Source organism: Microcella sp. (genome assembly GCF_030645145.1).
GTDB lineage: Bacteria > Actinomycetota > Actinomycetes > Actinomycetales > Microbacteriaceae > Microcella.
Genome location: NZ_JAUSMI010000087.1, coordinates 1 through 14,522, shown reverse-complemented (window position 1 = coordinate 14,522; position 14,522 = coordinate 1). Strand labels below are relative to the sequence as shown.

Below are 14,522 nucleotides of genomic sequence, written 5' to 3'. Positions count from 1 at the left end.
GGGCCGAGCGCTTGCGGTGAGCGGATGCTCTACTTCTTGTTGCGACGCTGGTGACGCGTCTTGCGCAGCAGCTTGCGGTGCTTCTTCTTCGCCATCCGCTTGCGGCGCTTCTTGATGACAGAACCCATGAAAAACCTCTGATCTTCAGCCTGAACGAACCGGTGGCCCGTTCAGACCCGGTCATGTACCGCAGAAGTCTAGCGCAGGCGCCAGGCGCGCCGTGCGAGAGGTGCCGCTGCGGGCGGGACGGGGCGGCGTTCAGCCGACGTCGGCGACGGGCGGGCGGACGGCCTCGGCGACGGCGGACTCGGGGATGCGGAACGAGCGCCCGAAGCGGATCGCCGGAAGCTCGCCGGCGTGCACGAGGCGGTAGACCGTCATGGTCGAGACGCGCATCATGTCGGCCACCTCGGCCACGGTGAGGAAGCGCACCTCTGAGAGATCCCGGGTCATCCGCTGAGTCCTTCGTCCGCGCGCCGACCGTCGGGATGACGGGGCCGCGCGTTGAAACTGTAGGGGCTGGTGTGACGGGTGTAAAGCCGCCCGAACGGGGGCTGTCTCAGGGCTCGTCGCGGCGCCACGGGAAGCGGCGCGAGACCTTCTCCTGCACCTCGTGCAGCTGCTCCTGCACGTCGGCGAAGCGACCCTGGGCGCCCTGGATCGCCGAGCGCGCGCGGTAGGAGGCGTCGGCGGCGGCGCGACCCATCGTGCTGCCCGCGTGCTCGACGTCGGCGCCCGCCCACGCGGCGAAGATCGGGATGCTCGCCCCCGACTGGGCGTCGTCGAGCGCGAGGAACGGGAGCAGGAAGTCCTCGACCTCCTCGAGCGGCTCGACGTCGATGCGGTAGTAGCGGTGCTGACCCTCGTCGCGCACGTGGACGAGGCCGTGGTCGCGCAGCACCTTGAGGTGCTTTGACACGGTCGGCTGCGTCGCATCCATGCGCTCGACGAGCTCCCCCACGCTCAGCTCGCCGCTCGTCGAGGCGAGCGCCGCCTCGCGAAGGTGCTCCAGCAGCTCACGACGCGTGGCGTCGGCGATCACGTCGAAGATGTCGGCCATGGGTCAAACCTAGTTCAGCCGCGGGCGGGAGTACCATGACAGCGGCCCGCGGGCCGAGGGGAGACCACTGCATGTCCACTGCCACCCGGCCCGGCGTGCGCCGCGATGACGGAATCGGCCCGCTGCGCCGCGCGCGCAATGCGGTCGCCAACGTGACCACGACATCCCCCGCGCGCTTCGCGATCGTCGTCTTCTCGGGCCTCATCCTCATCACGACGCTCCTGCTCACCCTCCCGATCGCCCGCGCGGGCGAGCGGGAGTGGACTCCGCTCGTCGACGCGCTCTTCACCGCCGTCTCGGCCATCTGCGTGACGGGCCTCACGGTGGTCGACATGTCGTCGCACTGGTCGGTCTTCGGCAATGTCGTCATCATCCTGGCGATGCAGATCGGCGGCATCGGCGTGCTGACGATGGCGAGCATCCTCGGTCTCGTCGTCGCCAAGCGCATGGGGCTGCGCGCGAAGCTCGTCGCGGCCTCCGACACGAACCCCTCGCGCGTGCACGCCGGGCCCGTCTCCGAGTCGCAGGCCGTGCGCCTCGGCGAGATCGGCACCCTGCTCGCCACCGTCGCGCTGAGCGCGATCATCATCGAGCTCGCCATCACCGCACTGGTCGTGCCGCGACTGCTCCTTGAGGGCTTCGACGTGTGGTCGGCCATCTGGATGGGCTTCTACCTGTCGCTCTCGGCCTTCACGAACACGGGCTTCGTCCCGTTCCCGCAGGGCATGGAGCTGTTCGCGAGCGACATCTGGATGCTCACGGTGCTGTCGATCGCCGTCTTCCTCGGCGCCATCGGCTTCCCCGTGATCTTCGCGCTCGCCCGCTGGGTCAAGAGCCGCGCGCGCCTCTCGGTGCATGCGCGCCTGACTCTCTTCACGACGCTCGTGCTGCTCGCGATCGGCTGGATCGCGATCGGCCTGCTCGAGTGGAGCAACACGCGCACGCTCGGCGCGCAGGATCCGTGGAACCGCCCGCTCACCGCCGGGTTCATGTCGATGATGACGCGCTCGGGCGGTCTCGCGACGGTCGACGTGGGCGAGATGCACGGTTCGACGCTGCTCGTCATGGACATGCTGATGTTCGTCGGCGGAGGCTCGGCCTCGACCGCGGGCGGCATCAAGGTCACGACGCTCGCGGTGCTCTTCCTCGCCGCCTTCGCCGAGGCCCGTGGTGTGAAAGACATGGAGGCGTTCGAGCGCCGGATCCCTGTCGACGTCCTCCGCCTCGCCGTCAGCGTCGTGCTGTGGGGCGCGACGATCGTCTCGACGGCGACCGTCATCGTGCTGCACATCACCAAGGCACCGCTCGATCAGGTGCTGTTCGACGTCATCTCGGCCTTCGCGACGTGCGGCCTGTCGACGGGTCTCACCGGGCCCGAGCTCGAGGAGTCGGCGAAGTACGTCCTCGCGGCCACGATGTGGGCGGGGCGCGTTGGTACAGTGACCCTCGCGGCGGCCCTCGCCGCGAGCCAGCGGCGTCAGCTGTTCCGTCGCCCCGAAGAGAGGCCCATCGTTGGTTGAGCGCATCCGCCACGACGCCCCCGTCCTCGTGATCGGGCTCGGCCGCTTCGGCGCCGCGACCGCGGGGCAGCTGCAGCGGCTCGGTCGCGAGGTGCTCGCGGTCGACGAGGATCCGAACCTCGTGCAGAAGTGGGCCGACCGCATCACCCACGCCGTGCAGGCCGACGCCCGATCGATCGACGCCCTCCGGCAGATCGGCGCGCAGGACTTCTCGATCGCGGTCGTCGCGACCGGCTCGTCGATCGAGTCGAGCGTGCTCATCACCGCGAACCTCGTCGACCTCAAGATCCCGCAGATCTGGGCGAAGGCCATCAGCCAGTCGCACGGCAAGATCCTCGCCCGCATCGGCGCGAACCACGTCATCTACCCCGAGGCCGAGGCCGGCGAGCGCGTCGCGCACCTCGTCTCGGGTCGCATGATCGACTTCATCGAGTTCGACGACGACTTCGTGCTCGTGAAGATGTACCCGCCGAAGCCCATTCGCGGCCTCTCGCTCACCGAGTCGCAGGTGCGCTCGAAGTACCGCATCACCGTCGTGGGCGTGAAGAGCCCGGGCAAGCCCTTCACCTACGCGACCGAGCAGACGGTCGTCTCGAACCACGACCTCATCATCGTGTCGGGCACCGAGGCCGACATCGACCGCTTCGCCTCGCTCGACAACTAGGGCCGGTCTGGAGCGCCTCCCACCGAGGCGGTCCGCTGCGTGGCCGGCGACGGAGGGCTTTCTGCGGTGCGCGGAGACGTTCAGCGGTGCGCGGAGACGTTCAGCGGTGCGCGGAGACGTTCAGCGGTGCGCGGCGGGAGCCAGCCGGTGCGCGGAGACGTTCAGCGGTGCGCGGCGGGAGCCAGCCGGTGCGCGGCGGTCTCGTCGCGGCGCCCGCGGACACGCCTGTCGGTCACTCGTTACCGCTCGCACCTGAAGCCGTCGCAACAACTGACCGATAGACGGGCGCGAGTCCCTATTCGCCGGCTACCCGGCCGCCATGGCCGCTCTGGCCACGGCGCGCACGGCGCGGCGGCGCGGGCTCGCCGGCTACGCGCCGGCGGCGAGCTCGCGGGCCCGAGCGAGCGCCGCGGCGGTCGCCCGCTCGAACATCTCGCCGAGGTCGGCCTCCTGCATGACCGCGATCGCGCGCTCGGTCGTGCCCTTGGGGCTCGTGCCGCGGCGGCGCAGCTCCTCGGGGTCGGCGCCCGTCGACTCGAGGAGGAGCGTCGCCCCGAGGAAGGTCTCCTGCACCATGAGCCGCGCCACGTCGTCGTCGAAGCCGAGCGACTGCGCCGCCCGCGTGAGCTCCTCCATGAGCAGGAAGACGTAGGCGGGGCCCGACCCCGAGACCGTCGAGAGCGCGTCGATCTGGGACTCGGGCAGCTCGATGACGGTCCCGACGGTGCGGAAGAGCGCGGTCGCGAGGGCGAGCTCCGAGCGATCGGCGCGCGAGCCCGCGCTGATCCCCGTCACTCCGCGGCCGATGAGCGAGGGGGTGTTCGGCATGGCCCGCACGACGGGGTTGTCGACGACGTCCTCCATCGAGGCGGTCGTCACGCCCGCGGCCACGCTCACGACGAGCGCCTCGGGGTCGAGAGCCGGCCCGACCTCGGCGAGCAGGTCGGTGATCTGCACGGGCTTCACGCCCAGGACGACGACGCGGGCGCCCTCGACCGCCCACGCGTTCGCCGCGCTGTCGTGCTCGATGGCACGGGCCTCGACGCCCTGTGCGCGGAGCGCGGCGGCGGAGGCCTCGGTGCGCGTCGTGACGCGCACGCCCTCGACCGCGACCTCGGGCCGGCGGAGACCGGCGAGGATCGCGCCTCCCATCGAGCCGGTTCCCAGAATAGCGGTGGACGGCAGTGGCGAGCTCATGCCACGAGTGTAGGTTGGAGGGTCAACGGCAAGCGGCGGATCGACCGATGGAGGGCGAAGGCATGAGCGCGACCGGAGACACCACGAGCACGACGCCGGGAGCGCCGGCGGCGGGATCGGCGGGCGTCGATCCGCGCGAGGCCGCCGCGATCCGCGAGGTGCTCGTGCTCACGCCGGGCGTGCAGAGCGTCGGCGAGGTCGTCATCCACCGGCACGGCGCCGAGTCGCTCGTCACGGCCGTGCTCGGGTTCGGCCCCTCGACGCCCGTCACCGATGTCGTGGCCGTCCTGCGCGAGGTGAAGGCGGGCATCCGCGCCGCCATGCCCAGCATCTCGGCGATCGTGCTCGAGCCCGACATCGCGGGCCCGCGCGACGACATGGACACGCCGACCGACGTCATCGTCATCAGAGGCGCCGACTAGCACTTCTCTGCCAGGATGCGGCCATGGACATTGCGTTTTCGATCCTCCTCGTAGGCCACTTCATCGGCCTCGCCGCGATCGTCGGTCCGTTCCTCCTGCAGATGCGGGCGAACGAGAACTTCGCGATCACATCCATGTTCTACGGCGCGATCACGCAGCTCGTCACGGGGATCGGCATGATGGGCCTTGCCGAACCCCTCGACAGAGACATCGACTACGTGAAGATCGCCGTCAAGCTCGTCATCGCGATCGGCGTCTTCGCTGCGGCGCTTCTGGGGTGGATGCGTGCCCGGAAGGGCGCGAACGACCGGGACATCAAGCCGTTCTTCCACGCCGCGGGCGGGCTCGCGCTCGTCAACGTCATCCTCGCCGTCTTCTGGTGACCGACGGGCGCTGAACGGCGCGAGCCGGCTCAGCGCCTCGCCCGGAAGAACTCGCCGAGCAGCTCGGCGCTCTCGTCGGCGAGGACTCCCCCGACGACCTCGTCGACGCGGATCGGCAGGCTGCGGTCGCGCAACACGTCGAGCACGCTCCCGGCCGCACCGGCTTTGTCGTCCCACGCGCCGAACACGACGCGCGGGATGCGCGCCGACAGGATGGCCCCGGCGCACATCACGCAGGGCTCGAGACTGACCACGAGCGTGCATCCGCTCAATTGCCAGTCGCCGGATGCCGTGGCCGCCTCCCGCAGGGCGACGATCTCCGCATGGGCGGTCGGGTCGGCGAGTCGCTCGCGCTCGTTCCGCCCCCGACCAATGATGCGGCCCTGCGCGTCGAGCACGACGGCGCCGACGGGCACGTCCGCGGAGTCGAGAGCCGCGCGGGCCTCGGCGAGCGCCTCGCGCATCGCCTCGCGGTCGCGCTCGGGCACTGCGGTCATCGCCACCTCCGTTAGATTGAGCCTATGCGAGTGCACGTAGCCGACCACCCTCTGATCACCCACAAGCTCACGGTGCTCCGCGACGAGCGCACGCCCTCGCCGACCTTCCGCGCGCTGACGGAGGAGCTCGTCACGCTCCTCGCCTACGAGGCCACGCGCGACGTGCGCGTCGAGGAGGTCACGATCACGACGCCGGTGACGCAGACAGTCGGCCTCGCGATCGCCGAGCCGCGCCCGCTCATCGTGCCGATCCTGCGCGCGGGTCTCGGCATGCTCGACGGCATGGTCAAGCTCGTGCCGAGCGCCGAGGTCGGCTTCCTCGGCATGGTGCGCAACGAGGAGACCCTTGAGCCGAGCGTCTACGCCGAGCGCCTGCCCGACGACCTGTCGAACCGTCAGTGCTTCGTGCTCGACCCGATGCTCGCCACGGGCGGCTCGCTGCTCTCGGCGATCGAGTACCTCTTCGACCGCGGCGCGCAGGACGTCACCGCGATCTGCCTGCTCGCCGCCCCCGAGGGCCTCGCCGCGATCGAGAAGGCCGTCGAGGGCCGCGACGTGACGATCGTGCTCGGCGCTCTCGACGAGCGGCTGAACGAGCACGGCTACATCGTTCCCGGGCTCGGGGATGCCGGCGACCGCCTCTACGGAACGGTCGGCTGAGCGCCTTCCGCCCCCTCGATCGCGAACCAGGTTCGCGTGTGTCGGCGTGTGTCGCGCGGCGGCGGGGCGCCTTGACCGCGCGCGAGCGCGGCGAGGATACTGGCGGGCATGACCGTCCACGCGCTGCCCCTGACCTCCCTCGAGGCCCTCGGGAACGCCGGCATGATGCCGCCGCGCACGGACGATCCGCGTCGACCGCGCGCGTGACCGCCGACCACCGTCCGCTGATCGACTCCCGCATCGGAATCCGATGACCGACACGCACGAGCCCTTCGACTCCGCCGAGACCGCCCGGCCCGCAACCGGTGAGGGTGCGCGGCCGCGCGCGATGCCCTCAGGCAGCGAGGCCCGCGGCTTCGTGCTCTACGTGGGCCTCGACGAGCGCAAGGCCGCCGCCGCCGGCATCGAGCTCGGGCGTCTCGTCAGCGAGCTCAAGCGCGTGACGGCCGAGCTCGCCCCGGGCTCCGAGACCCACGCGGCCGTCGCCCTCGCTCCGACCGGTGCGGGCGGTCGCGACGTCGACGTCGTGCGACTGGCCCTTCAGGACCCTGCGGCACTCGCGCGCTACCGCCGCAGCGACGCGCCAGCCGAGCGCGTCGTCCCCGGCGTCGTCATCGACATCTCGCGCAAGCGCGTCGTCCTCGACGGCGAGACCGCTCCGCTCACGTACAAGGAGTTCGAGCTCCTGCAGTACCTCGTGCTGCGCGAGGGCCGCACGATCGACCGCAGCGAGCTCATCTCGTCGCTGTGGGCGGAGGGCGCCGATGACGACGGCGACGTGCCGAACGAGCGCACGATCGACGTGCACGTCCGCCGCCTGCGCTCGAAGCTCGGCGGCTACGAGGACATCGTGCGGACGGTCCGCGGTGCCGGCTACCGCTTCGACCGCCACGCCGACGTGTCGATCACCTACTCCTCGACGCCCTCGCCCGATTTCTTCTAGCGCCGCGCGTCGTCGTCGGACGGTGCCGGGCGACGACGTGCGGCGACTCGGGCGCCGAGGTGCAGCAGTGCGCCGATGGCGAGCAGGATGCCCGCCGTGAGCCAGACTCGCGGCGCCTGCTGCGTCATGAGCAGCACGCACGACAGGATGCCGAGGACGGGCACGGGGGTCCAGACGCGGAAGTGCTCGTGCTCGACGCGCTCACGGCGGAGGACCAGCACGGAGACGTTCGTCGAGATGAACACCACGAGCAGGAGGAGCACCACCGTCTCGGCGAGCAGTGCGAGGTCGCCGATGAGCGTGAGCACGATCGCGACCGCCGTCGTCGCGATGATGGCGACCCAGGGGGTGCGCCGCTGCGGGAGCACTCGCGAGAGCGAGCCCGGAAGCAGACGCTGCTCGGACATCCCGTAGGCCAGCCGGCTCGTCATGATCATCGTGAGGAGCGCGCCGTTCGCCACCGCGACGAGGGCGATCGCGCTGAAGAGCCAGGAGGGGATCCCGAATCCCGTCGCCTCGACGACGTCGAGGAGCGGGGCGGTGGAGCCCGCGAGCTCGCTCGGCGGGGTGGCGACCCCCGCGGCGACGGCGACGAGGACGTAGACGACGCCGGCCGTGGCGAGGGCTCCGAAGAGGGCGCGGGGATAGTCGCGGCGCGGGTTCCGCATCTCCTCGGCGACGTTGGCGGACACTTCGAAGCCGACGAAGGAGTAGAACGCGATGATCGCGCCGCCGAGCAGGGCGAGCCCGGGGATCGTGCCGTCGGGGAACTCGGTGAGTCGCGCGGGGTCGCCCCCGCCGCCGCCGAGGAGGACGGCGCCCGCGACGATCACGATGAGGAGACCCGTGAGCTCGATCACGGTCATGACGGCGTTCGAGCGGAGGGACTCGCGGATGCCGCGCGCGTTGAGGAGCGCGACCAGGATGAGGAAGAGCGGGGCCGTGATCCACGCAGGAACCGGCACGAACTCCTGCAGGTACTCGCCGGCGAAGGCGAGGGACAGCCCGGCCGCGCTCGTCACGCCGGCCGCGAGCATGCAGAAGCCGATGAGGAACGACACCACGGGGCGACCGAAGGCGCGCTCGGCGAAGACCGCTGCGCCACCGGCGCGCGGATACTTCGTCACGAGCTCGGCGTACGAGCCGGCGGTCAGGAGCGCGAGAGCGAGGGCGATGAGCAGCGAGGCCCACATGACGCCGCCGACCTCGCTCGCGAGGACCCCCGTGAGCGCGTAGATGCCGGCGCCGAGCACGTCGCCGAGGATGAAGAGGAAGAGCAGCGGACCGGTGATCGCCCGGCGCAGTCGTGTGGCTGGGAGGCCGCTCTGGTCGTCGATCTCGAATGAGGCAGGGGTGGTGGGCATTCGAGCACGGTAAAAGGGCGCGAGGCGCCACGGCATGGGCTTGACCCGACCGCGAGCGTGGGTTAGCCGTCTCGCTCAGCCGCACTCTCCGGGAAGCAGCAGCCGCGGCGCGCGCGCAATAGTGAGCCACTCCGAGCCGGAGCGCAAGCCCCTGACCGCACCCCCGGCCGAGGGGCACTCTCGATGAGCACAGCACTCATCGAAAGGCTTCCTCCATGAACGACGTCAACGTCATCGTCAGAGACGGGCTCGCGAATGTCATCGACTTCCTGCCCAAGCTCCTCCTCTTCATCATCATCCTCGTCGTCGGCCTCATCGTCGCGAAGCTCATCGCGAAGGGCCTCGAGAAGCTGCTCGAGCGGGTCGGGTTCGATCGCCTCGTCGAGCGCGGGGGCGTGAAGAAGGCGCTCGACCGATCCAAGTTCGACGCGAGCGACATCATCGCGAAGATCGTCTACTACACGCTCGTCCTCTTCGTCCTGCAGTTCGCCTTCGGCGTCTTCGGGCCGAACCCGGTGAGCGACCTGCTCGAGGGCATCATCGCCTTCCTGCCGCGCGTGATCGTCGCGATCATCATCATCATCGTCGCGGCCGCCATCGCGGCCGGCGCGAAGACCCTGATCCAGGGGATGCTCGGCGGGCTCTCGTACGGGAAGGTCATCGCGAACATCGCGAGCATCTTCATCCTCTTCCTCGGCATCACGGCCGCGCTCAACCAGGTCGAGATCGCCACGACGGTCACGACGCCCGTGCTCATCACGGTGCTCGCGATCATCGGCGGCGTCATCATCGTCGGCGCCGGCGGCGGCCTCATCAAGCCGATGCAGGCGCGCTGGGAGGGCTGGCTGTCGAAGGCCGAGGCCGAGGCGCCCCGCATCAAGGAGGAGGCGAGCTCGAGCCCGAGCGCCAAGGAGCAGCTGCGCGCGAAGGCCGACGAGGTCCGCTCCGGCTCGTCGAGCAGCTCGACTCCGCCGCGCTCGGCCACCGGTACGACGGCCACGCGCCCGACGACGACCGGCGCCGCCGAGCCGACGCAGAAGCTCCCCCCGGTCGACCCGACCACCCCGACGCAGCGCCCCTGAGCCGCTCTGGGTAATCTCGCAGAAAAATAACGAACAGATAACTAGACACCGTTACCTCACCGTTATACATTGATCGAGCGTTAGTTGTTTGCTGTGGCAGCTACCGCGGAATGTGATTGCAGGACACTCTTGGTGCAAGGGAAAGGCCCGGTCGCTCGCCTCGGCGGCCGGGCCTTTGTCATGTCGTCGACCCGCACGAGCATGCGTGTGCATAGAGTTGAGCCATGACCGACAAGTCGCTCGCCATCGACGCCTGGGAGGCGCTCTTCCGCGCCCAGGTCTCGGTGCTGCGGCAGCTCACCGCGGAGTTCCCGACCACCGAGATCTCGTTCACCGAGTACGACGTGCTGCTCAATCTCAGCCGCGCCCCCGAGCGCCGGATGCGCATCCGCGACCTCATCCCCCACCTCCTGCTGAGCCAGCCGAGCGTCTCGCGGCTCATCGACCGGCTCGCCGTGCGCGGGCTCGTCCAGAAGCTGCCCGACGAGTCGGACGCGCGCGGCACGATCGTCGCGCTCACCGACGAGGGGTGGGAGCTCTTCAAGCGCGTCGCCGTCGTCCACGCCGACTCGATCGCGCGCCGCGTGGGCGCATCGCTCGCTCCCGGCGAGCTCGCGCAGCTCGCCGACCTCTGCCGCCGACTGCGGGGCTAGCCCGCGACGAGGCGCGAGCGCAGGAGGCGGCGTCGCGCGCGTCGCGCCCGAGCGATGAACACCGCGGCGCCCGCGATCTCGCTCGGCAGCCGCAGCAGCGCCCATCGCCGCGCCATCCAGACGTCGCGCGTCACGAGGCCCGGGTACCCCGGGCTCGACTCGATCGCGCGCAGCAGGAGGCGGGAAAGCACTCCCGCGCCCGGGATCCCGTACCGGGCGCGCGCGTAGTTCCGCGACGGCAGTCGCGTCGCCGCGGGCGGGAGGCCGAGCCCGTCGAAGAGCCGGCGCATGACGCCCTCCGCCCCGACGCCGCGGACGAGGCGCGGCAGTCGCTCGAGTTCGTCGTTCGTGATGAGCGCGGCGAACCGATCGATGAGCGGGCCGGTCTCCGACTCCGGTCTCGGCGCCGCGGCGCGCGGGCCGAGGTTGTCGTGCACCGAGAGCACCATCGTCAGCAGGCGGTCGGTGATCGGCACGCGGCGATCGAAGACGATCATCTCGCAGCGGTACCCCCACGCGTGCTCGAAGACCGTCTGCGGGTCGGTGAAGAACCCCGGGATGAGGGGGAAGAGGTTCAGGAGCGTGCCCGAGCGCGGCTCCTGCAGGGCGATGACGGCAGGCGGCAGGATGCCGAACCAGCGGACGCGCGCGGCCACCCATCCGCGGGCGAGGAGCGCCTCCGCGAGCTCGAGGCACGTCGCGGGATCGACGACGAGATTGAAGGCCGCCCGCAGCACCGGGGCGCCGAAGCCGTTCGGCGGGAAGACGATGTTCCCGGCGAGCAGGGCGCGGATGCCCAGCTCGTCGATGAGGTCGACCACCTCGGTCATGCACGCATGCCGCGCCGCGAGCTCCGCGGTGTCGGGCTCCGGATACCGGTAGACGTCGGGGCCGCGGGCGCCGCGCCCCGGCTCCGCCTGCTCCGCGGCGCCGGGATGCGGCTCGCTCGGCGGCCGCTCGTCGGCGGAAGCGCCCGGGGAGGGCGGTGTCTGTGAAACCATCGGTGACCTCTCAGTGAGGCTATCCTGCATCCCCCTAGCCTGATCACCATGTCAGGCGCACCGAGCATCGTGTGGCTGCGCGACGACCTCCGCATCGCCGACAACCCGGCGCTCACGGCGGCCGTCGAGCGCGACCGGCCCGTCATCGTGCTCTACCTCCTCGACGAGGAGTCGCCCGGCGTGCGCCCGCTCGGCGGCGCGAGCCGGTGGTGGCTGCACCATTCGCTCGAGCGGCTCGGCGAGGAGCTCGCCGACCTCGGTGGCGCGCTGACCCTGCGCCGCGGGGCGGCCGAGCCGAGCATCCGCTCGCTGATCGAGGAGACCGGCGCCGACGCCGTCTACTGGAACCGCCGCTACGGGGCGGCGAAGCAGACGGATGCCGCTCTCAAGTCGCGCCTGACCGACGACGGTCTCGAGGCGACGAGCTTCCTGGCCTCGCTGCTGTTCGAGCCGTGGACCATCACGACCGGCGCCGGCGGCCCCTACGGCGTCTTCACCCCCTACTGGAAGGCGTGCCTCAGCCGCCCCGAGCCGCGCGAGCCCCTGCCGGCACCGACGCGCATCGACGGCCTCGCGCCCGGCGGCGACGACCTCGAGACGTGGAGTCTGCTGCCCACCCGCCCCGACTGGGCCGAGGGGCTGCGCGAGACCTGGACCCCCGGGTCGGCGGGCGGGCACGCGCGGCTCGAGGAGTTCGCCGAGGACGTGCTCGCCGATTACCACCGCCGCGACGAGCCGGGCCTGCGGGCGACGAGCATGCTCAGCCCGCACCTGCGCTTCGGCGAGATCAGCCCCTTCGAGGTGTGCCATCGGATGCGGGGCGGTCTCGACGCGGCGGCGCGGAAGAACCGCGACAAGTTCCTGAGCGAGATCGGCTGGCGGGAGTTCAGCTACCACATCCTCTTCCACCACCCCGACCTCGCGACGCGCAACTACCGGGCGGACTTCGACGCGTTCCCGTGGACGACGCCCGGGGACGACGAGCTCGACCGGTGGCGGCACGGGCGGACGGGCATCCCGATCGTCGACGCGGGGATGCGGCAGCTGTGGCGCACGGGCTGGATGCACAACCGGGTGCGGATGATCACCGCGAGCTTCCTCACGAAGAACCTGCAGGTCGACTGGCGCACGGGCGAGGAGTGGTTCTGGGACACGCTCGTCGACGCCGATGAGGCGAGCAACGCCGCGTCGTGGCAATGGGTCGCGGGGTCGGGGGCCGATGCGGCGCCGTACTTCCGCGTGTTCAACCCCGAACTGCAGGCGAAGAAGTTCGATCCGCGCGGCGAGTACGTGCACCGGTGGGTTCCGGAGGCCGGCACGGAGGACTACGCCGAGCCGATGGTCGACCTGCGCGAGTCGCGGCAGGCGGCGCTCGACGCGTACGAGTCCGTCAAGGCCGCCAAGCAGGCGCGGGACGCCCTGCGCTGACGGCGCGCGACGCCCTGCGCTGACGGCGCGCGACGGTCGGCGACCGCGTCCCGTGGATGAGAACCCTCTCACCCGCGTCTCCTTCGCGTCTCATTCGCGGCCCCGAGTCTTGAGTCATCGGGAGGCCAGCCCCCTCCCCCCACAGACCCGAACCGAATGAAGGAGAGCATCATGCAGAAGAAGACCTGGATCGCCGTCAGCGCCGCTTCGGCCCTCGGCCTCGGCGTCATCGCCGGTGGAGCCGTCGCGACCGCCAGCGAGATGGGCCTCACGAGCGACGACACGTCCGTCCCCGGACTCACGAGCCCCGGCTCGTCGGCCGCGACGCCCGGTGCCGACGTCACCTTCGACATCTCGAGCGACAGCATCGTCACCCCCTCGCCCGCGACGACCGCGAGCCCCGTCTCGCCGATCTCGCCCGCGACCCCCGTGTCGCCCGCCTCGGTCGCCTCGCCGGTGAGCGTGCCGTCGCCCGTGTCGCCCGCCTCGCCCGTGAGCCCGGCCTCGCCGGTCTCGGTCGCGTCGCCGGTGTCGCCCGCCTCGCCCGCGTCGGTCGCCTCGGCCGCCTCGGTCGCCTCCCCGGGCAGCTCCGACTAGTCGCCGCCTGACCCGCGTCGGCGCGATTCGGGCGTCGCCGACGCACCCCGGAACCGCCCCGCTCCCTCACGGAGCGGGGCGGTTCTGCGCGCGGGCGGCATACTCGACGAGTGACCCCCGACGCCGCCGCGACCGCTCCGGGCGCGACCGCCCCGCACGCGCGACGCCCGCGCATCGGCCCGCTGCCGCTCGCCATCGCCGCGATCGTCTCGGTGCAGTTCGGCAACGCCGTCGCCGGCACGACGTTCGCCGAGGTCGGCGCCCTCGGCGCCGCATCCCTTCGCCTGCTCTTCGCGGCGGGGATCCTCCTCGTCGTCCTGCGACCCTCGGTGCGCGGCTGGACCCGCCGCGTGTGGATCGGCGTCGTCGCCCTCGGCATCGGTCTCGCGGGCATGAACAGCCTCATCTACCTCGCGATCGAGCGCGTGCCGATCGGCGTGGCCGTCGCGGTCGAGCTGCTCGGCCCGCTCGCCGTCGCCGTCGCCGGCACGCGCCGACCGCGCGACCTGCTGTGGGTCGTGCTCGCGGGCATCGGGGTCGGGATGCTCGCCCTCGACTCGCAGGGTGCCGTCGCGATCGCGGGCATCGTCCTCGCCGCGGGGGCCGCCGCCTTCTGGGCCCTCTACATCCTCGCCTCAGCCAGGCTCGGGGCCACGAGCGTGCGCGGAGTCGACGGGCTCGCCGTCGCGATGGTCGTGGCGGCCGTGATCGTCGTGCCGTTCGGGGCGGGATCGGCGACGGCGGCCGTCGTGGCGGAACCGGTGCTGCTCGCGGTCTTCGCCGGCATCGCGCTCATGACGTCGGCGCTGCCGTACGCGCTCGAGTTCATCGCGCTCAAGACCATGCCGACGCGAGTGTTCGGCGTGCTCTCGAGCCTCGGGCCCGTCGTCGCCGCCCTCGCGGGGCTCATCGTGCTCGGGCAGCTGCTGTCGTTCATGCAGCTCGCCGCGATCGCTCTCGTCATCGCGGCGAGCGCGGGCGCGGTCGCGTCGGCGCAGCGACGGTAGGCGACCCCTCGGCCCGAGCCGGCCGCGGCTGAGGCGGAAAGTCG

The 14,522-nt window shown here is 71.3% G+C and carries 18 protein-coding genes; 11 read left to right on the top strand and 7 right to left on the bottom strand.

What is annotated here, in order from left to right; genetic code table 11:
* Positions 1-29: 29 nt before the first annotated feature.
* The 3 genes from Q7T15_RS05715 to Q7T15_RS05705 form a co-directional block, all read right to left on the bottom strand.
* Positions 30-128 carry a 30S ribosomal protein bS22 gene (locus Q7T15_RS05715; RefSeq protein WP_003792170.1) on the bottom strand — a complete coding sequence of 33 codons (99 nt, stop codon included), beginning with the start codon at positions 126-128 and terminating at the stop codon, positions 30-32.
* 130 nt (positions 129-258) lie between these two features.
* Entirely contained in the window at positions 259-453 is a 195-nt protein-coding gene (locus Q7T15_RS05710; RefSeq protein WP_304694177.1) for a helix-turn-helix domain-containing protein, read from the bottom strand.
* A 106-nt stretch (positions 454-559) separates the two neighbouring features.
* Complete coding sequence (locus Q7T15_RS05705) at positions 560-1,060, bottom strand: helix-turn-helix transcriptional regulator (RefSeq protein WP_304694175.1); 501 nt, start codon at positions 1,058-1,060, stop codon at positions 560-562.
* 71 nt (positions 1,061-1,131) lie between these two features.
* On the opposite strand from Q7T15_RS05705, the gene Q7T15_RS05700 reads away from it, so the two are divergent.
* The gene (locus tag Q7T15_RS05700) at positions 1,132-2,580 is read left to right on the top strand and encodes a TrkH family potassium uptake protein (RefSeq protein WP_304694173.1); all 1,449 of its coding nucleotides are present in this window, start codon (positions 1,132-1,134) and stop codon (positions 2,578-2,580) included.
* A complete protein-coding gene (locus Q7T15_RS05695) occupies positions 2,573-3,244 on the top strand; it encodes a TrkA family potassium uptake protein (protein ID WP_304694171.1) in 672 nt (223 codons plus the stop codon). Before Q7T15_RS05700 ends, Q7T15_RS05695 begins: the two co-directional genes overlap by 8 nt.
* 369 nt (positions 3,245-3,613) lie before the next feature.
* Here Q7T15_RS05695 and proC read toward each other — a convergent pair whose 3' ends face one another.
* The gene (gene proC / locus Q7T15_RS05690; RefSeq protein ID WP_304694169.1) at positions 3,614-4,441 is read right to left on the bottom strand and encodes a pyrroline-5-carboxylate reductase; all 828 of its coding nucleotides are present in this window, start codon (positions 4,439-4,441) and stop codon (positions 3,614-3,616) included.
* Positions 4,442-4,503: 62 nt separating this feature from the next.
* On the opposite strand from proC, the gene Q7T15_RS05685 reads away from it, so the two are divergent.
* Both Q7T15_RS05685 and Q7T15_RS05680 read left to right on the top strand, forming a co-directional pair.
* Complete coding sequence (locus Q7T15_RS05685) at positions 4,504-4,863, top strand: hypothetical protein (protein ID WP_304694167.1); 360 nt, start codon at positions 4,504-4,506, stop codon at positions 4,861-4,863.
* 23 nt (positions 4,864-4,886) lie between these two features.
* Positions 4,887-5,246 (top strand): hypothetical protein, encoded by a 360-nt coding sequence (locus tag Q7T15_RS05680; protein ID WP_304694165.1) that lies wholly within the window; start codon positions 4,887-4,889, stop codon positions 5,244-5,246.
* A 29-nt stretch (positions 5,247-5,275) separates the two neighbouring features.
* Here the strand turns inward: Q7T15_RS05680 and tadA are convergent, their stop codons facing one another.
* Positions 5,276-5,743: a tRNA adenosine(34) deaminase TadA gene (gene tadA / locus Q7T15_RS05675; RefSeq protein ID WP_304694163.1), complete on the bottom strand. Its 468-nt coding sequence runs from the start codon at positions 5,741-5,743 to the stop codon at positions 5,276-5,278.
* Between the two features lie 24 nt (positions 5,744-5,767).
* Between tadA and upp the strand changes: the two genes are divergently transcribed.
* Complete coding sequence (gene upp, locus Q7T15_RS05670; RefSeq protein WP_055896778.1) at positions 5,768-6,403, top strand: uracil phosphoribosyltransferase; 636 nt, start codon at positions 5,768-5,770, stop codon at positions 6,401-6,403.
* Positions 6,404-6,653: 250 nt separating this feature from the next.
* Positions 6,654-7,346, top strand: a complete 693-nt coding sequence (locus Q7T15_RS05665) for a winged helix-turn-helix domain-containing protein (protein ID WP_304694158.1) — start codon at positions 6,654-6,656, stop codon at positions 7,344-7,346.
* Here Q7T15_RS05665 and Q7T15_RS05660 read toward each other — a convergent pair.
* The gene (locus Q7T15_RS05660; RefSeq protein WP_304694156.1) at positions 7,343-8,710 is read right to left on the bottom strand and encodes an APC family permease; all 1,368 of its coding nucleotides are present in this window, start codon (positions 8,708-8,710) and stop codon (positions 7,343-7,345) included. The two genes, Q7T15_RS05665 and Q7T15_RS05660, sit on opposite strands and share 4 nt — an antisense overlap.
* A 215-nt stretch (positions 8,711-8,925) precedes the next feature.
* Between Q7T15_RS05660 and Q7T15_RS05655 the strand changes: the two genes are divergently transcribed.
* Both Q7T15_RS05655 and Q7T15_RS05650 read left to right on the top strand, forming a co-directional pair.
* Complete coding sequence (locus tag Q7T15_RS05655) at positions 8,926-9,792, top strand: hypothetical protein (RefSeq protein ID WP_304694154.1); 867 nt, start codon at positions 8,926-8,928, stop codon at positions 9,790-9,792.
* Between the two features lie 224 nt (positions 9,793-10,016).
* Positions 10,017-10,445: a MarR family winged helix-turn-helix transcriptional regulator gene (locus tag Q7T15_RS05650; protein ID WP_304694152.1), complete on the top strand. Its 429-nt coding sequence runs from the start codon at positions 10,017-10,019 to the stop codon at positions 10,443-10,445.
* Here the strand turns inward: Q7T15_RS05650 and Q7T15_RS05645 are convergent.
* A complete protein-coding gene (locus Q7T15_RS05645; protein ID WP_304694150.1) occupies positions 10,442-11,446 on the bottom strand; it encodes a hypothetical protein in 1,005 nt (334 codons plus the stop codon). The genes Q7T15_RS05650 and Q7T15_RS05645 overlap by 4 nt on opposite strands.
* A 48-nt stretch (positions 11,447-11,494) precedes the next feature.
* Between Q7T15_RS05645 and Q7T15_RS05640 the strand changes: the two genes are divergently transcribed.
* The 3 genes from Q7T15_RS05640 to Q7T15_RS05630 all read left to right on the top strand — a co-directional run bounded on the left by Q7T15_RS05640 (position 11,495) and on the right by Q7T15_RS05630 (position 14,478).
* Positions 11,495-12,874 (top strand): deoxyribodipyrimidine photo-lyase, encoded by a 1,380-nt coding sequence (locus Q7T15_RS05640; protein WP_304694148.1) that lies wholly within the window; start codon positions 11,495-11,497, stop codon positions 12,872-12,874.
* 171 nt (positions 12,875-13,045) lie between these two features.
* Positions 13,046-13,471 (top strand): hypothetical protein, encoded by a 426-nt coding sequence (locus Q7T15_RS05635; RefSeq protein ID WP_304694146.1) that lies wholly within the window; start codon positions 13,046-13,048, stop codon positions 13,469-13,471.
* A gap of 110 nt (positions 13,472-13,581) precedes the next feature.
* Positions 13,582-14,478 (top strand): DMT family transporter, encoded by an 897-nt coding sequence (locus tag Q7T15_RS05630; protein ID WP_304694144.1) that lies wholly within the window; start codon positions 13,582-13,584, stop codon positions 14,476-14,478.
* The last annotated feature ends 44 nt before the right edge of the window (positions 14,479-14,522 follow it).

Coding starts and splice junctions, on each gene's coding strand:
- Q7T15_RS05700 (WP_304694173.1), top strand. CDS start 1,132: ATGTCCACTGCCACCCGGCCCGGCGTGCGCCGCGATGACGGAATCGGC.
- upp (WP_055896778.1), top strand. CDS start 5,768: ATGCGAGTGCACGTAGCCGACCACCCTCTGATCACCCACAAGCTCACG.
- Q7T15_RS05715 (WP_003792170.1), bottom strand. CDS start 128: ATGGGTTCTGTCATCAAGAAGCGCCGCAAGCGGATGGCGAAGAAGAAG.
- Q7T15_RS05635 (WP_304694146.1), top strand. CDS start 13,046: ATGCAGAAGAAGACCTGGATCGCCGTCAGCGCCGCTTCGGCCCTCGGC.
- Q7T15_RS05680 (WP_304694165.1), top strand. CDS start 4,887: ATGGACATTGCGTTTTCGATCCTCCTCGTAGGCCACTTCATCGGCCTC.
- Q7T15_RS05685 (WP_304694167.1), top strand. CDS start 4,504: ATGAGCGCGACCGGAGACACCACGAGCACGACGCCGGGAGCGCCGGCG.
- Q7T15_RS05665 (WP_304694158.1), top strand. CDS start 6,654: ATGACCGACACGCACGAGCCCTTCGACTCCGCCGAGACCGCCCGGCCC.
- Q7T15_RS05650 (WP_304694152.1), top strand. CDS start 10,017: ATGACCGACAAGTCGCTCGCCATCGACGCCTGGGAGGCGCTCTTCCGC.
- Q7T15_RS05640 (WP_304694148.1), top strand. CDS start 11,495: ATGTCAGGCGCACCGAGCATCGTGTGGCTGCGCGACGACCTCCGCATC.
- Q7T15_RS05710 (WP_304694177.1), bottom strand. CDS start 453: ATGACCCGGGATCTCTCAGAGGTGCGCTTCCTCACCGTGGCCGAGGTG.
- Q7T15_RS05705 (WP_304694175.1), bottom strand. CDS start 1,060: ATGGCCGACATCTTCGACGTGATCGCCGACGCCACGCGTCGTGAGCTG.
- tadA (WP_304694163.1), bottom strand. CDS start 5,743: ATGACCGCAGTGCCCGAGCGCGACCGCGAGGCGATGCGCGAGGCGCTC.
- Q7T15_RS05655 (WP_304694154.1), top strand. CDS start 8,926: ATGAACGACGTCAACGTCATCGTCAGAGACGGGCTCGCGAATGTCATC.
- Q7T15_RS05645 (WP_304694150.1), bottom strand. CDS start 11,446: ATGGTTTCACAGACACCGCCCTCCCCGGGCGCTTCCGCCGACGAGCGG.
- proC (WP_304694169.1), bottom strand. CDS start 4,441: ATGAGCTCGCCACTGCCGTCCACCGCTATTCTGGGAACCGGCTCGATG.
- Q7T15_RS05660 (WP_304694156.1), bottom strand. CDS start 8,710: ATGCCCACCACCCCTGCCTCATTCGAGATCGACGACCAGAGCGGCCTC.